This window comes from Mycobacterium sp. 012931 (genome assembly GCF_000419295.1).
In the GTDB taxonomy this organism is placed as follows: Bacteria; Actinomycetota; Actinomycetes; order Mycobacteriales; family Mycobacteriaceae; genus Mycobacterium; species Mycobacterium marinum.
Genome location: NZ_AOPX01000001.1, coordinates 1,075,040 through 1,096,500, shown reverse-complemented (window position 1 = coordinate 1,096,500; position 21,461 = coordinate 1,075,040). Strand labels below are relative to the sequence as shown.

Below are 21,461 nucleotides of genomic sequence, written 5' to 3'. Positions count from 1 at the left end.
GCTAGCGCGGCAGACCCAGCAGCCGTTCGGCCGCCACGGTCAGCAGGATCTGTTCGGTGCCACCGGCAATCGTGAGACACCGGGTGTTGAGGAAATCGAACACGGCACGGTTCTCCACCAGACCGCCGCAGGCGGACACATCCATCATGTATTCGGCCAGCGCCTGGCGATAACGCACTCCGATCAGCTTGCGCACGCTGGATTGCGCTCCCGGATCCCGCCCGCCCATGACCAGTTGGGCGATGCGCTGATCGAGCAGTGCACCGGTTTGGGTGGCAACGATCAACCTGGCCAGCCGATCCTGCTGGCCGGTGTCGAGTTCCAGCTCGGCCAGCACCTCGAGCAGCTCTTCCATCGGGTTGCCCAGCGCCGTCCCGGTGGCCATCGCGACCCGCTCGTTGGCCAGTGTGGTGCGGGCCAGCCGCCAGCCGTCGTTGACCGCTCCGACCACCATCTGGTCGGGAATGAACACGTTCTCCAGAAAGACCTCGTTGAACAACGAGTCGCCGGTGATCTCACGCAGCGGCCGGATCTCGATCCCCGGCGCGGTCATGTCCAGCAGGAAGTAGGTGATGCCCTTGTGTTTCGGGGCGTCCGGGTCGGTCCGGGCCAGGCACACGCCCCACCGGGCTTTGTGCGCCGCGGAGGTCCATACCTTCTGTCCGGTCAGCAGCCAGCCGCCGTCACCGCGGACCGCCTTGGTGCGCAGTGACGCCAGGTCCGAACCGGCACCCGGCTCGGAAAACAGCTGACACCAAAGGAAGTCACCACGCAGGGTGCTCGGTACAAAGCGCGCGATCTGTTCGGGCGTGCCGTGTTCGAGGATGGTGGGCGCCGCCCACCACCCGATCACCAGATCCGGCCGCACCACGCCGGCCGCCGCCAGCTCCTGGTCGATCAGCAATTGCTCGGCCGGGGATGCGCCGCGCCCGTAGGGCGCCGGCCAATGCGGTGCCAGCAGGCCGGCTTCGGCCAGGGCGACCTGACGCTTCTGCTCGGGCAGCGCGGCAACGTCTGCGACGGCCGCGGCGATCTCGGGACGCAGGTCGGCCACCTCAGAAAGGTCGATGTCGAGGCGACGACGCACACCGGCCTGGGTCAACGCGGCGACGCGGCGCAGCCAGCGCTCGGCGCCGCCGAGGAATCGGCCGATGCTGTGGGCCCGGCGCAGATACAGATGAGCGTCGTGCTCCCAGGTGCAGCCGATACCGCCGAGCACCTGAATGCAGTCTTTGACATTGGCCTTCGCGGCCGAAATGCCGATGCCGGCGGCCAGCGCCGCCGCGAGTGCGAATTGTTGGTCGTCGGACTCCGCGGCCGCCCGGGCCGCGTCGGCGGCGGCCACGTCGGCCTGCTCGGCCCGGCAGAGCATCTCGGCGCAGAGGTGCTTGATGGCCTGGAAGCTACCGATCGGCTTGCCGAACTGCTCGCGCACCTTGGCGTAGGCCACCGCGGTTTCCAACGCCCACCGGGTGACCCCGGCCGCCTCGGCCGCCAGCACGGTCGCGGTCAGATCCTCGACCCGCTGCCCCAACTCGCCCAGCGACAGCGCCGGCGCCGCGGCCAGTACCACCCGGGCCAGCGGCCGGGAAAAGTCCGTGGCCGCCAATGGCTCCACCGCCACCCCCTCGGCGGTGGTGTCGACGAGCAGCCAACTCGCCCCGGCCGGCAGCAGCACCACGCCGCCGGCGATAGCGCCCAGTACCAGCGGGGCGCTACCCGAGGCGAGGGAGGTGTTCTGGTCGAACTGCAGCTCACCCTCGAGCGCCAGCCCGGCGAACCGCTCGCCCGACGCCAGTGCGGCCAGCAACTGGGGTTCGGCGCCGGCCTCGGCCAGCACCGCGGTGGCCACGGCGGTGCTGGCCACCGGCCCCGGCACCAGCGCCTTGGCCGCTTCCTCGATCATGGCGCACAGGTCCTCGATGGTGCCGCCGGCACCGCCGTGGTCCTCCGGAACCGCAACGCCGAACAGACCCAGTTCGGCCAGGCCGGTGAACACCGGGCGCCAAGCGTCGGCGTTTCCCCGCTCAATTTCACGGCTCGCGGCGGTCGGAATCTCCCCCGCGGCCGCAGTTCGGGCCCAGTCGCGCACCAACTCGCGCGCCGCCAACTGTTGGTCGGAGACAATCGCTACCACCTGCAGTCCTCCGCGTCATCAAATTCACATTGCTCGAACATGTCCGAGAACCGTTCATACTTACTAGAACGTGTTCTAATAGTGCAGACGACCAACGTCAAGTTGGTGGCCATTAGGCCAGTACACGTCGTTGTCCCGGCTACGCGGAGGTGAGAAATTTACGCACAACATGCGTATCGTTTTGCAGCGATCCGCCCGGGAGAGGAGTTGCCCGCCAGATGTCGCCAGCGAACACCAACCCTGGCCGTGCTGCCGACGCACAACCTCGTGAGGTCGTGAAGGTGGCAGTACTGGCTGAATCAGAGCTGGGCTCGGAGGCACAGCGGGAGCGCCGCAAGCGCATCCTGGACGCCACCATGGCCATCGCCTCGAAGGGCGGCTACGAGGCCGTGCAGATGCGTGCCGTGGCCGACCGGGCCGACGTCGCGGTCGGCACGCTGTACCGGTACTTCCCGTCGAAGGTTCATCTGCTGGTGTCGGCGCTGGGCCGCGAGTTCAGCCGCATCGACGCCAAGACGGACCGGTCGGCGATGACCGGCGGCACGCCGTTTCAGCGGCTCAACTTCATGGTCGGAAAACTCAACCGGGCGATGCAGCGCAATCCGCTGCTCACCGAGGCGATGACACGCGCCTACGTGTTCGCCGACGCATCTGCGGCCACCGAGGTCGACCAGGTGGAAAAGCTCATCGACAGCATGTTTGCCCGGGCGATGGCCGACGGCGAGCCCACCGAGGACCAGTACCACATCGCCCGGGTGATTTCCGACGTGTGGCTCTCGAACCTGCTCGCGTGGCTGACCCGGCGCGCCTCGGCCACCGACGTCAGCAAGCGGCTGGATTTGGCGGTACGGCTGCTGATCGGCGATCAGGAGGCGACCGCCTAACACCGGTCAAGCCGGCGGGCCCGCGGTGCGGCCCCGGATCAGCTCGGTATCGAGCAGCTCGACGACCGGCAGACCGGATCGCGGCGGGTTCTGCAGCAGCTCCCCGGCGCGGCGGCCCTTTTGCAGGCTCGGCTGCGACACCGTCGTCAATCCCCGGCTGATCGCTTCGGGCACGCCGTCGAACCCGGTCACGGTCATCTGCCCCGGAACATAAATGCCGTGCCCGCGCAGGTAATCCATGGCCGATAAGGCCAAGATGTCCGCCGTGCACATCAAGGCCGTGATCCGCGGGTTGGCTTCCAGCGCCACCTTGGCCGCGTCGCCACCCGAGGTCGGCAGGTGCTCGTAGCTTTCCACCACGGTCAGCGATTCCGGATCGACACCGGCGGCGGTCATCGCCTCCCACACGCCCGTGATGCGCTCACGCTGCACATCGAAAGTCGGCGACTTGAGCCGCTCGGCATCGACCAGATCTTGGCGCCGGTCCCGGCCCAGGCGCATGGTCAACAGCCCGATCTGACGATGCCCCAAGCTCAGCACGTAATCGGCGATCTTGCGCATCGCCGCCCGGTCGTCGATGCCCACCCTGGACACCCCGGCCAGCTCCTTGGGCTGGTCGACCACCACCACCGGTAGCCGGCGCTGCAGAACCACCTGCAGGTAGGGATCGTCGTCGCGGACCGAGTACACGACGAAACCGTCCACCCCGGCATTGAGCACTGCCGCGGTGCCATCTTCGAGGCTCCGGCTGGCACCGACGGCCACCAACAACAGCCCCTGCCCCAGCTCCTCGCAGGATTGCGCCACACCGGTTACGAAGTCGCGTGCCGCGGGGTCGCTGAAGAAGTAGGTCAGCGGCTCGGCCATCACCAAACCGACGGCGCCCGCTTTTCGAGTCCGCAACGAGCGGGCCACCGGATCAGGCCCCGGATAGCCCATCCGCTTGGCCGTGGCCAGCACCCGTTCACGCAGTTCGGCGGAGAGCTGGTCCGGCCGGTTGAAGGCATTCGAGATGGTGCTGCGCGACACCTTGAGTTCGGCTGCCAACGACGCCAGAGTCGCACGCCGCCGCGGAGTGGGACTCACGTTCGGTGAGGCTACAACGCCCCCGGCCGCACGGCCACGCGACGCGACCAGTCGAGTTTCTAATGGAAACGGTTGTCATTACTATTAGAGGTATGTTGCGGGTCAGGGTGGCACACGGGTTCTCGGCCATCCTGCTATCCGTGCTCGGCGCAACCGGTGTTGCGGCGTGCGGAACCGACCACGACGCGCACCCCGGCGCGGCCACGGTGGTGGCATCAACCGATGTCTGGGGCAGCGTGGCGCGCGCCGTCGCCGGAGGACATCTCGCGGTGAAGTCAATCCTCACGGGCGCGGCTTCGGACCCGCACTCGTATCAGGCCAGTCCGGTCGACGCCGCCATGATCGCCGACTCCAGCCTGCTGATCTACAACGGCGGCGGCTACGACCCGTGGGTGGACAACGTGCTGGCCAACCATCCGGCCATCAACGCAATCGACGCCTACTCCCTGCTGGGAACCGATGCGGCACGCCCACCCGACGAGCACGTCTTCTACAACCTGCACGTCGCCAAGTCCGTCGCCGCCACGATCGCCGAACGGCTGGCGATCATCGACCCGGCCCATGCCGCCGAATACCGGACCAACGCGGTCGAGTTCGGCCGCAACGCGGACGCCATCGTCGATTCCGAACGCGCCATCGGTGCCGAGCACCCGGCCGTAGGGGTCATCGCGACCGAACCCGTGGTGCACTACCTGCTAGCGGCCTCCGGACTGGTCAATCGCACCCCGGCCGCATTCGCTCAGGCCAATGAGAACGACAGCGATCCGGCACCCGCCGACCTCGCCTCGGTGCTGACCCTGATCGACCGCCGGGAGGTCGCGGCGTTATTGGTCAACCCGCAGACCGCCACCGCCACGACCGCCGGTCTGCAGGCCGCCGCGCACCGGGCCGGGGTGCCCGTGGCCGAAGTGTCCGAGACCATGCCGATCGACACCGACTACCTGACCTGGCAGCGCAACACCGTCGACCAGCTGGCGGCGGCGTTGCGGTCCGGCCGCTAGGCACGTCCTTGAACCAGTCGAACCACCCGGCAATTGCGCTGCGCGGTGCGCGGCTGGCATTCGGCGATCGGGTCCTGTGGGAGGACCTCGATCTGTCGGTGTCACGCGGCGAATTCATCGCCGTGCTCGGGCCCAACGGCACCGGCAAGACCTCGTTGCTCAAGGTGTTGCTCGGCGAACTCGCGTTGAGCGCAGGTGTGGCGCTGGTGGACGGCGCCAGGCTCGACACCGGTCGAACGCGCCGCGGCCATATCGGCTATGTCCCACAGCACCATCCGATCGACCAGGAGGTGATGCTGCGCGGGCGCGACCTGGTCGGGCTGGGTGTCGACGGATGCCGGTGGGGTGCGGTTGCGTTGCGCTCGGGCGAGCGGGCCCGTCGCCGCGAAGCCGTGCAGCGGGCGCTGCAGCAGGTCGACGGTGAGCGGCTTGCCGACGTCCGGGTGGGGCTGATGTCGGGGGGCGAGCTGCAGCGGATACGCGTCGCCCAGGCACTGGCAAGCGACCCGTCGTTGCTGCTGTGCGATGAACCGCTACTGGCCCTCGACCCGGCCAACGCCAACCTGGTCGCCGCCCTGCTCGATCGCCGTCGCCGGGAGGCCGCAACCGCGGTCATGGTGGTCACCCACGAGGTCAACCCGATCTTGCCGTACGTGGACCGGGTGCTCTACCTGGTCGACGGGCGATTCCTGATCGGCACCGTCGAGCAGGTGATGACCAGCCAGACCCTCTCGACGCTGTACCGCGCCGATATCGAGGTGATCAAAGTCGTCAAGGGCCCCCACACCCGCTATCTGGTAGTCGACGCCCAGGACGGGCTCCGATGACCAACGACCGGCTCGTCGACATGCTGGACCATCTGTTCGCGTTCGACATCACCGCCCACCTACTCAGACACGACTTCGTCCAGCAGGCGCTGATAGCCGCCGCGTTGCTCGGGCTGGTGGCCGGATTGATCGGGCCGTTCGTCGTGATGCGCCAGATGTCGTTCGCCGTTCACGGCTCGAGCGAGTTATCGCTGACCGGAGCGGCGTTCGCACTGCTGTCCGGGTTGCCGGTGGGCGTCGGCGCGCTGGTGGGCAGCGCGTTGGCGGCGGCACTGTTCGGCATTCTGGGCCAGCGTGCCCGCGAGCGTGACTCGGTGATCGGCGTCGTGCTGGCGTTCGGGATGGGCTTGGCAGTCCTGTTCATCCACCTCTACCCGGGACGGACCGGAACCAGTTTCGCGCTACTGACCGCCCAGATCGTCGGCGTCGGCTATTCCGGCCTGACCATGCTGGCGCTGATCTGCGTTCTTGTCGTCGCGGCGCTGGCGATCTGTTACCGGCCGCTGCTGTTCGCCACCGTCGACCCCGAGGTCGCCGCGGCCCGCGGCGTCCCGGTGCGCACCCTGAGCATCGTTTTTGCCGCCCTGGTCGGTGTGGTGGCGGCTCAGGCGGTCCAGATCGTCGGAGCCCTGCTGGTGATGTCCTTGCTGATCACCCCGGCCGCCGCGGCCGCGCGAGTGGTCACCGCACCGGCCGCGGCGATCCTGACCTCGGTGGTTTTCGCGGAGGTGGCGGCCGTGGGTGGCATCGTGTTGTCCCTGGCCCCCGGGGTACCGGTGTCGGTGTTTGTGGCCACCATCTCCTTCCTGATCTATCTGATTTGTCGACTGCTGGGGCGCCACCGCTGAGGCAGCGTTTATCCTGGTCGCACACGGTCGTCAAGCCGGGTGCACCGACTTGCGGCCGTCGTTGGGGGTCGTGAGGGGAGGGAATAGTGCGCCAGCGAGTCGCCGCGCTAGCCGCGCTGGTGGGAGGTGCGGGCATGCTCGTCACCGGTTGCACCAACATCGTCGATGGCAATGCAGTGGCCGCGGATATGTCGGGGCCGTTGAACCAGACTCCGATCGCCGTTTCAGCGCTGGACGATCTCCTGCTCGACGTCAGCCAGATCGACAGCGCACTGGGCGCGACCTCGATGAAAGTCTGGTTCAACGCCAAGGCGATGTGGGACTGGAGCAAGAACATCTCGGACAAGAACTGCTTGGCAGTCGATGGCCCCGCCCAGGACGAGGTGTACGCCGGCACCGGTTGGACCGCGATGCGAGGCCAGCGGATGGACGACAGCGTCGATGATTCCAAGCGACGCAAGCACTACGCCATTCAGGCCGTTGTGGCCTTTCCCAGCGCCCACGATGCCAGCGCTTTCTACAACTCCTCGGTACGCAGTTGGGGCAACTGCTCGAATCGCCGTTTCACCGACGTCAGCACGGACCAACCCGACACCATCTGGACGGTCTCCGACGTCGTCAATGACAACGGCATGCTGAGCACCTCCCAGGTCCAGGAAGCCGGCGACGGATGGACCTGCCAACGGGCTCTGACCGTGCGCAACAACGTCGCCATCGATGTGGTGACGTGCGCCTACAGCCAATCGGGTGCGGTGGCGGCCGATGTTGCGCAACAGATCGCGGCCAAAGCCGCCAAACAGTAGGCCCGCAGCGGGCCATGCAGGTAACCGGCTGGGTTCCCCACCTGAGGCTGGCGCGGGGCGCGATGGCGCTGGCAGCGACGGCCGCTCTGGCGCTGGCCGGCTGTAGCACCACCGTGGCGGGCACCGCCTTGCCGGCCGCCAACCTGGGCCATGCCCCCACCACAACCACCAGAGCAGCGCCACGCATTGTGGCGGCGGCCGCACTGGAGGGAGCACTGCTGACTCAGCAACAAGTGGTGGCGCTAGTCGGTGGAACCAACATGTCGCTGGTCGGCGCGATTACCGGCACAGCCGACGGGTCCAAGGTCGTCGACGATCCCACCTGCCTGGGGCTGGCGTCGATCGGCGACACGTCCGTCTACGCCAACAGCGGCTGGGTCGCGATGCGCGGCAACCAGATGACCAGCCCCAATGTCGTACAGGCCGACGTCACACAGCTACTCACATCGTTTCCCGTCGCCGCCGATGCCGCCGCATTGCTGCAACGCGCGCGCCAGGACTGGCAGGGCTGCGCGAATCGGCGATACGGCTTTCACTCTTCCAACGGCAACCACAGCTACTTCAACACCGGACCTGTGATCGCCAGCGGCTCGCGCATCGAGGTGTTGCTGCGCCAACAGGAAGACCCCCGATGGACGTGTTCACACGCGATGGCGTTGCAGGACAGCGTGCTCGCCGAGGCGCGGGTCTGCCTGATGAGCAAAAACACGACCTCGGCGCTGGAAAACCTCATCGACCAGGTGATCTCCCGGATACCCCAATAGTCCCCATAAGCTAGGCACGTGCCCTATATCGACCTCAACGCCGACTTGGGCGAAGGCTTTGGCATTTGGCAGTTGGGCGACGACGACGCCATGCTTGGAATAGTCACCAGCGCCAACGTGGCGTGCGGCTTTCACGCCGGAGAACCTGCCGGCCTGCTTCGCGTGTGCCGGGCGGCCGCCGAGCGGGGGGTGCGGATCGGAGCCCAGGTGGGCTATCGCGATCTTGCTGGCTTCGGCAGGCGTTTCATCGATGTGGACCCGGAAGATCTGGTCGCCGAAGTCGTGTACCAGATCGGCGCATTGCAGGCCATAGCCCAGTCTTGTGGATCCACGGTGTCCTACGTCAAACCCCATGGCGCCCTGTACAACACCATCGTGACCCACCGGGACCAGGCGGCCGCCGTCGCCGAGGCGGTACGGATGGTGGACGCCACGCTGCCGGTGCTGGGGATGACGGGCTCGGTGTTTTTCCAACAAGCGACCGACCTTGGGCTACGCACGGTCGCCGAGGCGTTCGCCGATCGCGCCTACCGGTCCGACGGACAACTGGTCTCGCGTCGCGAGCACGGTGCGGTGCTGGCCGATGCCGCGGCGATCGCGCAGCGGGCGGTGTCCATGGTGGCCTCGGGCAAGGTCACCGCGGTCGACAGCACGCAAGTCCCGATCACCATGGAATCGATTTGTGTGCACGGGGATTCGCCCGGCGCGGTGCAGATCGCGACGGCGGTGCGGGACCGGCTGACGGCGGCCGGCAACGAGATAAGGGCGTTTTGCTGATGCGTCTTCGATTCGGGCGGCCCGACCTCAAGCGCTATTCACATCGGTTTGGCGTTCCCGCTGCCAAGCCCGATGCTCCGCTCTCGGCGATGTGGATCGGTGTGTCGACGGTGCTACTCGACGACGGCTCATCGGCGCTGATGACCGACGGATACTTCTCCCGGCCGAGCCTGGCGCAGGTCGCTGCCGGCAAGCTGGCGCCATCGGCGGCGCGCGTCGACGGCTGCCTGGCCCAAGCCAAGGCGTCGGAACTGGCGGCCGTCATACCGGTGCACACCCATATCGACCACGCGATGGACTCCGCACTGGTGGCCGACCGTACCGGCGCGCTGTTGGTCGGTGGCGAATCCGCGGCCAATATCGGGCGCGGCTACGGGCTGGCCGAGGATCGCCTGGTGGTGGCTGTCCCCGGCCAGTCGATGGAGTTGGGCGCCTACGACGTCACCCTGATCGAGTCGCACCACTGCCCCCCGGACCGATTTCCCGGGGTGATCAGCGAGCCGGTGGTCCCACCGGTAAAGGCGTCGGCCTACCGCTGCGGTGAAGCCTGGTCGACGCACATCCACCACCGACCGTCGGGGCGGCGGCTGCTGATCCAGGGCAGCGCCGGATTCGTCGCCTACCGCGCCGAGGTCGTCTACCTCGGCGTCGGCCAGCTGGGGCTGCAACGGCGGTCATACCTGATCGACTATTGGAACGAGGTGGTGCGCGCGGTCGCGGCACGCCGCGTGGTCCTTGTCCACTGGGACGACTTCTTCCGCCCGCTGTCAAAGCCGATGCGGGCCTTTCCTTATGCGGCCGACGATCTGGATATGTCCATCCGTATTCTCGATGAGTTGGCTGCACAAGACGGCATCCCGTTGCAGATGCCGACCGTGTGGCAACGCGAGGATCCCTGGGTGTAAAGACGTAAAGAGCTGCTGAAACTTGACACTAACGGTTGCGCTGCTACTGCTAGCGGTAGTCCTCGCGTTTGCGGTAGCACGTCCGCGCGGGTGGCCCGAGGCGGTGGCCGCGGTTCCGGCGGCCGGCATCTTGATCGCGATGGGCGCCATCTCGCCGCAGCAGGCGGCGGCACAGGTTTCCGGGTTGGCCGGAGTGGTCGCCTTCCTCGGCGCGGTGCTGGTCCTGGCCAAACTCTGCGACGACGAAGGCCTGTTCGAGGCCGCGGGTGCCGCGATGGCGCGGTCCAGCCGCAGTTCACACGGGCCGCTAGGCCAGGTTTTCGTGGTAGCCGCGCTGATCACCGCGGCGCTGAGTCTGGATGCCACCGTGGTGCTGTTGACGCCGGTGGTCCTGGCCACCGTGCGCAGATTGCGAACACCCGTTCGACCATATGCCTACGCCACGGCCCACTTGGCCAATGCCGCCTCGCTGTTGCTGCCGGTGTCAAACCTGACCAACCTGCTCGCCTACCGTGGGGCCGACATCTCGTTCACCAAATTCACCCTGGTGATGACGTTGCCGTGGCTGTTGGCGATAGCTGCGGTGTACGTGATCTTCCGCTGGTTCTTCGCACGGGATCTGGTCGCAGAGCCCAATCGTGAGCATGTGGGGCCACCACCGCGGCCGCCGGTGTTTGTTTTGGTGGTCGTGGCGCTGACGCTGGTCGGGTTCGCCACCGCCGAGTCGCTGGGCGTGGCGCCCGCATGGGCGGCCCTGGCCGGTGCCTCCGTACTGGCGGTGCGCAGTCTGCGCCATCGCCACACCTCGGTAATCGAGATTGCCCGCTCGGCCAATGTGTCGTTCCTGGTGTTCGTGCTGGCGCTGGGGGTGGTCGTTCAGGCCGTCATGCTCAGCGGAATCGCTGACAAGATGTCCGCGGTGGTGCCATCGGGATCGGGGCTGACGGCGCTCCTGGTGATCGCCACGGTGGCCGCGCTGCTGGCCAACGTGGTCAACAACCTGCCCGCGACGCTGGTATTGATGCCGTTGGTGGCGGGCAACGGTCCGGCTGCCGTACTGGCGGTGCTGATCGGGGTCAACATCGGACCTAACCTGACCTATGTAGGTTCGCTCTCGAATCTGCTGTGGCGGCGGGTACTGCGCCAGCACAACGTCGAGGCCGGGGTCAGCGAGTACACCCGACTCGGGTTGTGCACAGTCCCGGTTGCGCTGGTAGCCGCGGTAATCGGGTTGTGGGTCAGCGTGCGACTGCTGGGCCTGTGATCGAGCTGGTGCGCGGCCGGCGTCAGGTTCTGCGCTGACGGGCGATTTCGGCGAGCACCACACCGGCGGCCACGGAGGCGTTCAGCGATTCGGTCGGGCCGGCCATCGGCACCGATACCACCTCATCGCAGGTCTGCCGCACCAGCCGGGACAGCCCCTTGCCTTCCGAACCGACGACCACCACGATCGGGTCGCTGCCGTCCAGGTCGTCGATGGCGGCGGCGCCGCCGGCATCCAGGCCCACCACCCGCACGCCGCGATCGGCCCAATCCTTCAGGGCTCGGGTGAGATTGGTGGCCCGCGCGACCGGCATCCGGGCAGCCGCCCCGGCGCTGGTGCGCCACGCTACCGCCGTCACCGAAGCCGAACGACGTTGTGGGATTAGCACGCCGTGGCCGCCGAAGGCCGCCACCGAACGCACGATGGCGCCGAGGTTGCGCGGGTCGGAGATGTTGTCCAACGCGACCAGAAGCGCTGGCGGCGTATCCAATGCGGCAGCCAGCAGATCATCGGGATGGGCGTAGTTGTACGGCGGCACCTGCAGCGCGATGCCCTGATGAAGATGGTTGGCGGTCATCCGGTCCAAATCGGTCCGGGGCACTTCGAGAATCGGAATTCCGGAGTCGGCGGCTCGAGAGACGGACTCGGTCAGTCGCTCGTCCGCTTCGACACCAAGCGCGACGTAGAGCGCCGTCGACGGCACGCCGGCCCGCAGGCATTCCAGCACCGGGTTGCGGCCCAGCACGGTTTCGGTTTCGTCAGTGCGGCCTCGGGCCGGCCGGCGCTGCTGCGCTTTGGCCCGCTTCGCGGCGGGATGGTTGGGCCGCATGTGTGCCGACGGCGTGGGACCGCGCCCTTCCAGACCACGACGGCGCTGGCCGCCGGACCCGACGCTGGTGCCCTTCTTGGTGCCCGACTTGCGTATCGCTCCCCGGCGCTGAGAATTACCAGCCATCTACTTACCGTCACCACCCAACAGCCACTGCGGTCCGTCGGCGGTATCGGTGACCTCGATACCGGCGTTCTTGAGGCGGTTGCGAATCTCATCGGCCAGCACCCAGTTGCGCTCTTCGCGCGCCTTCTGGCGGTTCTCCAACTCGGCCTGGACCAGCACGTCGACGGCCGCCAACGCGGCCGACGTCTCGTCCCGAGATTCCCAGCGTTCGTCGAGCGGGTCGCAGCCCAGGATGCCCATCATCGCGCGAATTGAGCTTGCGCTTTGCAGCGCTGCATCGTGGTCCCCGGCGTCGAGCGCGCGGTTGCCTTCGGCGCGGGTGTGGTGAATTTCGGCCAGCGCGATCGGGACCGAAAGATCGTCGTCGAGCGCTGCGGCGAATCGCGGCGTCCAATCACCCACAACGACGGCACCGACCCGGCTGCGCACCCGGTGCAGGAACTCCTCAACCCCGACGTAGGCGTTCACCGCGTCCTGCAGGGCGATATCGGAGAACTCGAGCATCGACCGATAGTGAGCGCTACCCAGGTAGTAGCGCAATTCGGCCGGGCGGACCCGCTGCAGCATGGTCGGAATCGCCAACACGTTGCCCAGCGACTTGCTCATCTTTTCCCCGCCCATGGTCACCCACCCGTTGTGCAACCAATAGCGGGCGAACCCGTCGCCGGCGGCCCGGCTCTGCGCAATCTCATTCTCGTGATGGGGAAAGATCAAATCCATCCCACCGCAATGGATGTCGAACTGTGCGCCGAGGTAAGTGCGAGCCATGGCGGAGCATTCCAGGTGCCAGCCCGGGCGCCCGCGGCCCCATGGCGTCGGCCAGGACGGCTCGCCCGGTTTCGCACCCTTCCACAAGGTGAAATCGCGCTGGTCACGCTTACCGGTCGCCACCCCCTCGCCCTGATGGACGTCGTCGACCTTGTGCCCGGACAGCTGGCCGTAATCGGGATAGCTCAGGACATCGAAATAGACGTCGCCACCACCGGCATAGGCGTGGCCCCGTTCGATCAGCCGCTCGATCAGCTCAACCATCTGAGTCACGTGGCCGGTGGCCCTGGGCTCCGCTGACGGCGGAAGGACATCCAGCGCGTCGTAGGCCGCGGTAAACGCACGCTCGTAGGTGGCGGCCCATTCCCACCACGGGCGCTCGGCAGCGGCGGCCTTGTTGAGGATCTTGTCGTCGATGTCGGTCACATTGCGGATGAAGGCGACGTCAAAACCCCGCGCCATCAGCCAGCGCCGCAGGATGTCGAAGGCAACCCCGCTGCGGACGTGACCGATGTGGGGAAGACCCTGCACCGTCGCTCCGCAGAGGTAGATGGAGACGTGGCCCTCGCGCAGCGGAACGAAATCACGCACGACACCTGCCGCCGTGTCATGTAGCCGCAAGCCGGCACGTTCGGTCACGGCGTGCCAGCTTACTGCCTGCGCGATATGCGATGGCGGCAAGCGTCGCGCTGAGCCCTACTGGGATCCCAGCGGATCACGCAGGGAAACCACCAATGCCGTCGCGATCGCGGCCAAACCTTCGCCGCGTCCGGTCAGGCCAAGTCCGTCAGTGGTGGTGGCCGATACCGACACCGGGGCGTTGAGCAATCGGGACAACACCGCCTGGGCCTCGTAACGTCGCCAGCCGATCTTCGGCCGGTTGCCGACCACCTGCACGGAGGCGTTGCCGACCCGATAGCCGTGCTGCGTGATCAGCTCGACCACATGACGCAGCATGGTGGCGCCGCTGACCCCTTCCCAGCGTGGATCACCGACGCCGAACACGTCACCGATGTCGCCCAGCCCGGCCGCCGACAACACGGCATCACACAGCGCATGCGCGGCGACGTCCCCGTCGGAATGCCCGGCGCAGCCGTCGGCGCTCGGGAACAGCAGCCCCACCAGCCAGCATGGTCTTCCGGGCTCGATCGGGTGAACGTCAACACCCAGGCCCACTCGGGGTAGGCCGTTCACCCGCGCACAACCGCGTGGGCCAGCAACAGATCGAGACGGTTGGTGATCTTGAACGCCAGCGGGTCGCCGGCAACCACGTGCACCTGCCCACCGACATGCTCAACCAGCGATGCGTCATCGGTGAAGGCGGAGACGCCCGCGTGTCGGTAGGCGCGCAGCAGCAGTTCGGTGGAGAACCCCTGCGGGGTCTGCACCGCCCTCAGCCCCGCGCGTTCCGGCGTACCCAGAACCACCCCATTGGCATCCACAGCCTTGATTGTGTCAGTGAGCGGCAGCACCGGTACGACCGCGGCATGGCCAGCCCGCAACATGCCGACCAACCGCACGACCAGTGCCGGCGGCGTCAGCGCCCGCGCAGCGTCATGGACAAGTACGAATTCCGGCGAGACGCCGGCCGACAAGGCGGACAAGGCCCGGCTCACACTTTCGGTGCGATCGGCGCCGCCGGCCACAATGGTGGCCTCGCGGCCCAGGATCAGCTTTGCCTCGTCGGTGCGATCTGGGGGTACCGCCACCACGACGGTGGCCACCACCCCGGATTCGAGCAAGCCCCTGACGGCTCGCTCAACCAGAGTTTGACCTTCGAGTTGATAGAACGCCTTAGGCACGCCAGCCGCGAGCCGCTGACCCGACCCTGCGGCCGGAACAATCGCGGCGACGCCCTGGGTTCCCCCGGCCACCTAACGACTCGGGATATCAGGAAGCGGCGGCCAAAACCTCGTCGAGGATTGTTTCCGCTTTAGCGTCATCGGTGCTTTCGGCCAGAGCCAGTTCGCCGACCAGAATCTGGCGGGCTTTTGCCAGCATGCGCTTCTCGCCGGCCGACAGGCCGCGCTCCTGGTCGCGACGCCACAGATCGCGAACCACCTCGGCCACCTTGTTTACATCGCCCGAAGCGAGTTTCTCCAGGTTGGCCTTGTAACGACGGGACCAGTTGGTCGGCTCTTCGGTGTGCGGGGCGCGCAGCACCTGGAAGACTTTGTCGAGACCTTCCTGACCGACGACATCGCGAACTCCGACGTACTCAGCGTTCTCAGCGGGCACTCGAACCGTCAGGTCGCCCTGCGCCACCTTCAAGACGAGATACTCTTTTTGTTCCCCTTTGATGGTCCGGGTTTCGATCGCCTCGACTAACGCAGCACCGTGGTGTGGGTAGACAACGGTGTCACCGACCTTGAAGATCATCTGATTTAGGCCCCTTTCGTCGCTCCATGCTAACACGCCCCCTAACGACTGCGGTCCAACGGTGCAGGTCGGGGGCATCGCGGCTCAACATTGGGGGTTGACAGGAGGTGCAAGACGTGCATCGTCCAGCCCTGTTCGCGGCCGCTTCGACGACCCCCGACACGCCCACAGCCAGCGAACATGTGACCGCCCACCCAAACCCGACAACCGGGAAGACATCCCGTCTCACTACGGCTGGACCAAGCCGAGGCTCACCACCCCGGCGGCCCTGGGCGGGACGCCGATCACGCGGGTCTGGCGCCAACCATCGCGACGCCACGACGGCGCCGAGGCCGCCTGCGCTACCGTCCGCGGCGGCTACCTACTACTGTGCATAGTCGAATCGGTGTCAGCACGCCGTCATGTGATCGACGATGCTCCGAACCCAGCGGGAGGCTTCGAGTGAACCTGTTCAAAATCCGCCTCGTATCGGTCGGCCTGGTCGCTCTGACTGCCACCCTGCTCAGCGGTTGTGGAGCGGGTCAGATCTCGCAAACCGCGTCGCAGGAGTCGGCGGTCAACGGCAACAGGCTCACCATCAACAACGTCGCGCTGCGCGACATCCGCATCCAGGCCCTCCAACGGACCAGTGATTTCCTGCGTCCCGGCCACAATGTGGACTTGGTGCTGGTGGCAGTGAACCAGTCACCGGATTTGTCGGATCGGCTCGTCAGCATCACCAGCGACATCGGCAAGGTCACGATGACCGGCGACGCTCAACTACCGGCGGGCGGCATGTTGTTCATCGGCACACCGGACGGCCAGCTCGTCGCACCGGGTCCGCTGGACTCGAATGAATCGGCCAAGGCCACCGTCGCGTTGGCCAAGCCGATCACCAACGGTCTGATGTACAACTTCACCTTCAACTTCGAGAAGGCCGGGCAGGGCTCGGTGATGGTGCCCATTTCCGCGCCGTTGGCCGAGCCGCACGTGGAAGCCGCCGAGCCAGACAAGCACTAAGCGTCCGGCCGGCTGTCAGACCCAGCCGATACGGTCACCGCGTGGCCAACGCACGTTTGCAATACCGCTGCGCGGACTGCCGGTATCTCACCGCCAAGTGGGTGGGGCGATGCCCGGAGTGCAGCAGCTGGGGCACCGTCGAAGAAGTGTCCGTTCTCAGCGCAGTCGGCGGAGGCAGTCGCTTGGGTCGCCGGGCGCACGGTCCGGCGGTACCGACGTCGCAGGCCGTTCCGATAAGTTCCGTCCAGCCCAATCTCAGCCGGCACCGCCCTACCGGCATCGACGAACTCGACCGGGTGCTCGGCGGCGGTGTGGTGCCGGGTTCGGTGACGCTGCTGGCCGGCGAGCCCGGTGTCGGCAAGTCGACGCTGCTGCTCGAAGTGGCCCACCGCTGGGCGCAGTCGGGGCAACGCGTTTTGTACATCTCCGGCGAAGAGTCCGCGGGGCAGATCCGGCTGCGCGCCGACCGGATCGGCTGCGGCGGCCCGGCGGCCCCCGATATCTCCGAGGTCTCAGCGATCGACAACAGCGCGGAGATCTATCTGGCCGCCGAATCCGACCTGCACGCGGTCTTGGACCACATCGACACGGTTGGGTCGGCATTGGTGATCGTCGACTCGGTACAGACGATGTCCACCAGCGAGGTCGACGGCGTTACCGGCGGGGTGACACAGGTGCGCGCCGTCACCGCCGCGCTCACCGCGGCGGCCAAGTCCAATGGCTTCGCGCTGATTCTCGTCGGGCACGTCACCAAGGATGGAGCCATCGCCGGCCCCCGCTCGCTAGAACACCTGGTCGACGTCGTGCTGCACTTCGAAGGCGACCGCAACGGCGGGTTGCGAATGGTCCGTGGCGTCAAGAATCGGTTCGGCGCGGCTGACGAGGTGGGTTGCTTCCTGCTGCACGATAACGGGATCGAGGGCGTAGCCGATCCGTCCAACCTGTTCCTGGATCAACGCCCCACACCGGTTCCCGGCACCGCGATCACGGTGACCCTGGATGGAAAGCGCCCCCTTATCGGGGAAGTCCAGGCGTTGCTGGCGACGCCGAACGGCGGGGCACCCAGACGCGCTGTCAGCGGGATCGACCATGCCCGGGCCGCCATGATCAGCGCCGTCCTGGAAAAACACGCGCGGCTGTCACTGGCCGTCAACGACATGTATCTGTCCACCGTCGGCGGGATGCGGTTGACCGATCCCTCATCGGATCTGGCCGTCGCGATCGCACTGGCCTCGGCGTATGCGAACCTGCCGCTACCCACCACCGCGGTGATGATCGGCGAGGTCGGCCTGGCGGGCGACCTGCGGCGGGTCAACGGGATGGACCGGCGCCTGGCCGAGGCCGCCCGGCAGGGATTCAACATCGCACTGGTCCCGCCCGGCTGCGAGGCGGTGCCGGCGGGCCTGCGCACGCTCTGCGCGCCCACAATCGTGGCCGCACTCGAGCACATGATCGACATCGCCGACCACCGCAGCGCCCCTTCGGCGAAGGTGCATCGGCTAGACACCTCCCACTAGCGGCGGACGCATAGCAGAATGCACGCTGTGAATCGTCCGACACTTCGTGAGGCTGTTGCCCGGCTGGCGCCCGGCACGGGGCTACGGGACGGCCTAGAGCGCATTTTGCGCGGCCGCACCGGAGCCCTGATCGTGCTGGGCCACGATGAGAACGTCGAGGCCATCTGCGACGGCGGGTTCCCCCTCGATGTGCGCTATGCGCCCACCCGGTTACGGGAACTGTGCAAAATGGACGGCGCCGTGGTGCTGTCCACCGATGGCAGCCGGTTCATCCGGGCCAACGTGCAGCTAGTTCCGGACCCGTCGATACCCACCGACGAATCGGGCACCCGCCACCGTTCGGCGGAACGGGCCGCCATCCAGACCGGCTATCCGGCGATTTCGGTGAGCCACTCGATGAACATCGTGACCGTCTACGTCGGCGGTGAGCGACACGTGCTGAGCGATTCGGCCACCATCCTGTCGCACGCCAACCAGGCCATCGCGACCCTGGAGCGGTACAAGACCAGGCTCGACTAGGTCAGCCGGCAGCTATCCCGCGCGGAGATCGAGGATTTCGTGACGCTGCGCGACGTGATGACGGTGGTGCAGCGACTCGAGTTGGTGCGGCGAATCGGCATCGAGATCGACAACGACGTGGTCGAACTCGGCACCGATGGGCGACAACTGCGGCTGCAGCTCGAGGAGTTGCTCGGCGACAACGAAACCGCCCGGGAGTTGATTGTCCGGGATTACTACGCCAACCACGAACCGCTGGCCACCGCACAGATCACCGCGACCCTCGACGAGCTGGATGCCATCACCGACACCGAGCTACTCGATTTCAACGCGCTGGCGAAGATCTTCGGATATCCGTCCACCACCGAGGCGCAGGACTCGGCGCTGAGCCCGCGCGGCTACCGCGCCATGTCGGGCATCCCGCGGCTGCAGTTCAGCCATACCGACCTGCTGGTCCGGGCCTTTGGCAGCCTGCAGGGCTTGCTCGCGGCCAGCGCCAGCGACCTGCAATCGGTGGAAGGCATCGGCTCGACGTGGGCCCCTCACGTCCGAGAGGGGCTATCGCAGCTGGCCGAGTCGACGATCGCCGACCAGTGACGTGCGCCCGCCTACCCGCCCTGGGCGGGCGGCGCCTCGGGCGGTGGCGCCAAAGCCGGGCCGGGAGCCGGTAACGGACCGGGAGGCTGCGGCGCAGGATTCAAGATGAATGGAACCGGCTGCGACCGCAGGTTACCCAGCTGCACGACCAGGTTGTAGGTTCCGGGCCCAATCGCGGGCCTCGGCAATGGGCACTTGGGCGCCGATCCCATCCCGGTCCACGTCACCGCGGTAGTCACCTGCTCACCGGGGGCAAATGTCTTGACCAAGGTCTCATTGGATGGCGCGCAGTCCAGGTTGGACCACAACCGCTTGTTGTCCAGCGAGTACACGTAGGCCGCGAGCACCGCGGCGCCCACGTCCCGCTTGCAGGCCACCAGCCCGATATTGGTGACGACCATGGTGAACTTCGGCTGGTCACCGATGTAGTACTGGGGCGCGTTCGTCAGACCCTTGACGGCCAACGTGGAATCCGGGCAGTCGTCGCCCTCCTTGAGCACCGGCGGCGGTTGTACCGCGGCGGTGGGGGTGGGTGTCTCCGGATTCTGCCCCTGCGGCGGCGCGCCCGGAGCATTACCTTCGGTCTGCCCGGCCGGTTGCGGCGCTTGCGGCGCACTTGACCCCGGATGGTCTTGCGCACCCGCCGGTTTATCGGCATTGGCAGGCTTGGCGCCCGCATTACTCCCGACGAAGGCGATCACAGCGGCGACGGCCACCCCGATCACTACGACCGCGATGCCCAGGGCCAGTCCCCTGCGCCGCCAGTAGATCTCGGTGGGTAGCGGGCCACGCGGTTCCAGATCCAGCACATTCACACCGTAGGCCCAGGTCACGCCGACTCGTTTGACCCGACTCGGCGTGTCGCCGGGTTAGCTGGGGAACGGCCGTGTTAGGGGCTCTCCAAGACGTGCCCTAACCGCCCCTATGCGCCGATATCACCGACATGGTCGCGCAGCACCGCCTGTCCGTCGGAAAGCTGGTAGGTGACCCCCACGATGGCCAGCGTGCCCGCCGCGACTCGATTCGATATCGCCGTCGACCGCGCCATCAGCTGGGCAACCGTCTCCTGAATGTGGCGCTGTTCGAACTCGTCGACCCGCTTCAGGCCGTCCCGCCGACCCATCAGAATCGACGGAGCCACCCGCTCCACCACGTCCCGCACGTAACCACCGGGCACGCTGCCCTCGTTGATCGCCGTCAAAGCCGCGTTGACGGCCCCGCAGCTGTCATGGCCGAGCACGACCACAAGCGGCACGTTGAGCACCGTAACCGCGTACTCGATGGAGCCCAACACGGCCGAGTCGATGACGTGACCGGCGGTGCGGACCACGAACATGTCGCCCAGGCCCTGGTCGAAGATGATCTCGGCGGCCACGCGGCTGTCCGCGCACCCGAAGATGACCGCCGTCGGCTTCTGCCCGGAAGCCAGGCTGGCACGGTGATCGACGCTTTGACTGGGGTGCAGGGGCTTGCCGGCGACGAATCGCTCGTTACCCTCACTGAGTGCTTTCCAGGCGGTTATCGGATTGGTGTTGGGCATGCCAGCCATTGTGCCGCAACCTTCGATGACCTGCCCCGAACACATACCGGCCACTAATCTTGTCGCCTGGTATGAGCGTTGTTGCCGCGACCTGCCCTGGCGGGCGCCCGACGTGAGCCCGTGGCAGATCCTGGTCAGCGAGTTCATGCTGCAGCAAACCCCGGTATCGCGGGTGCTGTCGATCTGGCCGGACTGGGTGCGGCGCTGGCCCACCGCATCGGCGACGGCGACGGCGACGGCCGCCGATGTGCTGCGCGCCTGGGGCAAGTTGGGTTATCCACGGCGGGCCAAGCGCTTGCATGAATGCGCCATGGTCATCGCCGGTGACCACGACGACGTGGTTCCCGACGACGTCGATACCCTGCTGACCCTGCCCGGCGTCGGGAGCTACACCGCACGAGCGGTGGCCTGCTTCGCGTACCGGCAGCGGGTTCCGGTGGTGGACACCAATGTCCGGCGGGTGGTGGCCCGAGCCGTCCATGGCCGCGCCGAAGCGGGTTCACCGTCGGCCACCCGCGACCATGCCGAGGTGTCCGCACTGCTGCCCGACGACGAGCTGGCGCCGCGGTTTTCGGTGGCCCTGATGGAGCTGGGTGCGACGGTGTGTACCGCCCGGGCGCCGCGATGCGGACAGTGCCCGCTTGCCGAGTGCGCCTGGCGGCGGGCCGGCTATCCGCCCGCAACCTGCCCGGCCCGGCGCGTTCAGACCTACGCCGGAACCGATCGTCAAGTGCGCGGACGGCTGCTAGATGTGTTGCGCGACAACAATGGGCCGGTCACTCGTGCGCAGCTGGACGTGGCGTGGCTGACCGATACCGCGCAGCGGGACCGGGCGCTGTACTCGCTGCTGGCCGATGGCCTGGTCACCCAAACTGCCGATGGGCTCTTCGCCCTGGCCGGCGAAGAGTAGGA

Annotated in this window: 21 protein-coding genes and 1 pseudogene; 13 read left to right on the top strand and 9 right to left on the bottom strand. The window is 67.1% G+C overall.

The window, feature by feature from the left end; genetic code table 11:
* Window position 1: 1 nt before the first annotated feature.
* Complete coding sequence (locus tag MMSP_RS04850; RefSeq protein WP_020785710.1) at window positions 2-2,137, bottom strand: acyl-CoA dehydrogenase; 2,136 nt, start codon at window positions 2,135-2,137, stop codon at window positions 2-4.
* 281 nt (window positions 2,138-2,418) lie between these two features.
* Between MMSP_RS04850 and kstR the strand changes: the two genes are divergently transcribed.
* Window positions 2,419-3,021, top strand: a complete 603-nt coding sequence (gene kstR, locus MMSP_RS04845) for a cholesterol catabolism transcriptional regulator KstR (RefSeq protein ID WP_011741789.1) — start codon at window positions 2,419-2,421, stop codon at window positions 3,019-3,021.
* 6 nt (window positions 3,022-3,027) lie between these two features.
* On the opposite strand, the gene MMSP_RS04840 is transcribed toward kstR, so the two are convergent.
* Window positions 3,028-4,107, bottom strand: coding sequence for a substrate-binding domain-containing protein (locus tag MMSP_RS04840; protein WP_015357431.1), 1,080 nt, complete (start codon window positions 4,105-4,107; stop codon window positions 3,028-3,030).
* Window positions 4,108-4,199: 92 nt separating this feature from the next.
* Between MMSP_RS04840 and MMSP_RS04835 the strand changes: the two genes are divergently transcribed.
* The 8 genes from MMSP_RS04835 to MMSP_RS04800 all read left to right on the top strand — a co-directional run bounded on the left by MMSP_RS04835 (window position 4,200) and on the right by MMSP_RS04800 (window position 11,296).
* Window positions 4,200-5,108 carry a metal ABC transporter solute-binding protein, Zn/Mn family gene (locus tag MMSP_RS04835; RefSeq protein WP_020785708.1) on the top strand — a complete coding sequence of 303 codons (909 nt, stop codon included), beginning with the start codon at window positions 4,200-4,202 and terminating at the stop codon, window positions 5,106-5,108.
* An 8-nt stretch (window positions 5,109-5,116) separates the two neighbouring features.
* Window positions 5,117-5,935 carry a metal ABC transporter ATP-binding protein gene (locus MMSP_RS04830; protein WP_020785707.1) on the top strand — a complete coding sequence of 273 codons (819 nt, stop codon included), beginning with the start codon at window positions 5,117-5,119 and terminating at the stop codon, window positions 5,933-5,935.
* The gene (locus tag MMSP_RS04825; protein ID WP_020785706.1) at window positions 5,932-6,783 is read left to right on the top strand and encodes a metal ABC transporter permease; all 852 of its coding nucleotides are present in this window, start codon (window positions 5,932-5,934) and stop codon (window positions 6,781-6,783) included. The genes MMSP_RS04830 and MMSP_RS04825 overlap by 4 nt, the downstream gene beginning before the upstream one ends.
* A gap of 134 nt (window positions 6,784-6,917) precedes the next feature.
* Window positions 6,918-7,586, top strand: a complete 669-nt coding sequence (locus MMSP_RS04820; protein WP_223161803.1) for a sensor domain-containing protein — start codon at window positions 6,918-6,920, stop codon at window positions 7,584-7,586.
* Between the two features lie 14 nt (window positions 7,587-7,600).
* Complete coding sequence (locus tag MMSP_RS04815) at window positions 7,601-8,350, top strand: sensor domain-containing protein (RefSeq protein WP_012396597.1); 750 nt, start codon at window positions 7,601-7,603, stop codon at window positions 8,348-8,350.
* A gap of 18 nt (window positions 8,351-8,368) precedes the next feature.
* Window positions 8,369-9,127: a LamB/YcsF family protein gene (locus MMSP_RS04810; protein WP_020785704.1), complete on the top strand. Its 759-nt coding sequence runs from the start codon at window positions 8,369-8,371 to the stop codon at window positions 9,125-9,127.
* Window positions 9,127-10,032 (top strand): MBL fold metallo-hydrolase, encoded by a 906-nt coding sequence (locus tag MMSP_RS04805; protein ID WP_020785703.1) that lies wholly within the window; start codon window positions 9,127-9,129, stop codon window positions 10,030-10,032. Before MMSP_RS04810 ends, MMSP_RS04805 begins: the two co-directional genes overlap by 1 nt.
* Window positions 10,033-10,054: 22 nt before the next feature.
* Window positions 10,055-11,296: an SLC13 family permease gene (locus tag MMSP_RS04800; RefSeq protein ID WP_036426187.1), complete on the top strand. Its 1,242-nt coding sequence runs from the start codon at window positions 10,055-10,057 to the stop codon at window positions 11,294-11,296.
* Window positions 11,297-11,318: 22 nt separating this feature from the next.
* Here MMSP_RS04800 and rlmB read toward each other — a convergent pair whose 3' ends face one another.
* Genes rlmB through carD form a run of 5 tightly spaced genes read right to left on the bottom strand, consistent with a single transcriptional unit; the run spans window position 11,319 to window position 15,398 of the window.
* Window positions 11,319-12,251 carry a 23S rRNA (guanosine(2251)-2'-O)-methyltransferase RlmB gene (gene rlmB / locus MMSP_RS04795; protein ID WP_020785701.1) on the bottom strand — a complete coding sequence of 311 codons (933 nt, stop codon included), beginning with the start codon at window positions 12,249-12,251 and terminating at the stop codon, window positions 11,319-11,321.
* Window positions 12,252-13,658, bottom strand: coding sequence for a cysteine--tRNA ligase (gene cysS, locus MMSP_RS04790; RefSeq protein ID WP_020785700.1), 1,407 nt, complete (start codon window positions 13,656-13,658; stop codon window positions 12,252-12,254).
* 57 nt (window positions 13,659-13,715) lie between these two features.
* On the bottom strand, window positions 13,716-14,213 hold the full coding sequence (ispF, locus tag MMSP_RS04785) for a 2-C-methyl-D-erythritol 2,4-cyclodiphosphate synthase (RefSeq protein ID WP_012396603.1): 498 nt from the start codon (window positions 14,211-14,213) through the stop codon (window positions 13,716-13,718).
* Entirely contained in the window at window positions 14,210-14,893 is a 684-nt protein-coding gene (gene ispD, locus MMSP_RS04780; protein ID WP_020785699.1) for a 2-C-methyl-D-erythritol 4-phosphate cytidylyltransferase, read from the bottom strand. Before ispD ends, ispF begins: the two co-directional genes overlap by 4 nt.
* 16 nt (window positions 14,894-14,909) lie before the next feature.
* A complete protein-coding gene (gene carD, locus MMSP_RS04775) occupies window positions 14,910-15,398 on the bottom strand; it encodes an RNA polymerase-binding transcription factor CarD (RefSeq protein ID WP_003419482.1) in 489 nt (162 codons plus the stop codon).
* A gap of 441 nt (window positions 15,399-15,839) precedes the next feature.
* On the opposite strand from carD, the gene MMSP_RS04770 reads away from it, so the two are divergent.
* From MMSP_RS04770 to disA, 3 genes and pseudogenes are all read left to right on the top strand, one after another.
* On the top strand, window positions 15,840-16,397 hold the full coding sequence (locus tag MMSP_RS04770) for a hypothetical protein (RefSeq protein ID WP_012396605.1): 558 nt from the start codon (window positions 15,840-15,842) through the stop codon (window positions 16,395-16,397).
* 41 nt (window positions 16,398-16,438) lie between these two features.
* Window positions 16,439-17,914 carry a DNA repair protein RadA gene (gene radA, locus MMSP_RS04765; RefSeq protein WP_015357440.1) on the top strand — a complete coding sequence of 492 codons (1,476 nt, stop codon included), beginning with the start codon at window positions 16,439-16,441 and terminating at the stop codon, window positions 17,912-17,914.
* A gap of 18 nt (window positions 17,915-17,932) precedes the next feature.
* Window positions 17,933-19,009: pseudogene (gene disA, locus MMSP_RS04760) on the top strand (DNA integrity scanning diadenylate cyclase DisA).
* Between the two features lie 11 nt (window positions 19,010-19,020).
* Here disA and MMSP_RS04755 read toward each other — a convergent pair.
* On the bottom strand, window positions 19,021-19,818 hold the full coding sequence (locus tag MMSP_RS04755) for a hypothetical protein (RefSeq protein WP_085979928.1): 798 nt from the start codon (window positions 19,816-19,818) through the stop codon (window positions 19,021-19,023).
* Between the two features lie 113 nt (window positions 19,819-19,931).
* Window positions 19,932-20,549: a carbonic anhydrase gene (locus tag MMSP_RS04750; protein ID WP_036426185.1), complete on the bottom strand. Its 618-nt coding sequence runs from the start codon at window positions 20,547-20,549 to the stop codon at window positions 19,932-19,934.
* Between MMSP_RS04750 and MMSP_RS04745 the strand changes: the two genes are divergently transcribed.
* The gene (locus MMSP_RS04745; protein ID WP_036426184.1) at window positions 20,548-21,459 is read left to right on the top strand and encodes an A/G-specific adenine glycosylase; all 912 of its coding nucleotides are present in this window, start codon (window positions 20,548-20,550) and stop codon (window positions 21,457-21,459) included. The genes MMSP_RS04750 and MMSP_RS04745 overlap by 2 nt on opposite strands.
* Window positions 21,460-21,461 lie beyond the last annotated feature (2 nt).

Coding starts and splice junctions, on each gene's coding strand:
- MMSP_RS04815 (WP_012396597.1), top strand. CDS start 7,601: ATGCAGGTAACCGGCTGGGTTCCCCACCTGAGGCTGGCGCGGGGCGCG.
- MMSP_RS04835 (WP_020785708.1), top strand. CDS start 4,200: ATGTTGCGGGTCAGGGTGGCACACGGGTTCTCGGCCATCCTGCTATCC.
- MMSP_RS04820 (WP_223161803.1), top strand. CDS start 6,918: ATGCTCGTCACCGGTTGCACCAACATCGTCGATGGCAATGCAGTGGCC.
- carD (WP_003419482.1), bottom strand. CDS start 15,398: ATGATCTTCAAGGTCGGTGACACCGTTGTCTACCCACACCACGGTGCT.
- MMSP_RS04750 (WP_036426185.1), bottom strand. CDS start 20,549: ATGCCCAACACCAATCCGATAACCGCCTGGAAAGCACTCAGTGAGGGT.
- MMSP_RS04825 (WP_020785706.1), top strand. CDS start 5,932: ATGACCAACGACCGGCTCGTCGACATGCTGGACCATCTGTTCGCGTTC.
- MMSP_RS04805 (WP_020785703.1), top strand. CDS start 9,127: ATGCGTCTTCGATTCGGGCGGCCCGACCTCAAGCGCTATTCACATCGG.
- MMSP_RS04745 (WP_036426184.1), top strand. CDS start 20,548: ATGCCAGCCATTGTGCCGCAACCTTCGATGACCTGCCCCGAACACATA.
- rlmB (WP_020785701.1), bottom strand. CDS start 12,251: ATGGCTGGTAATTCTCAGCGCCGGGGAGCGATACGCAAGTCGGGCACC.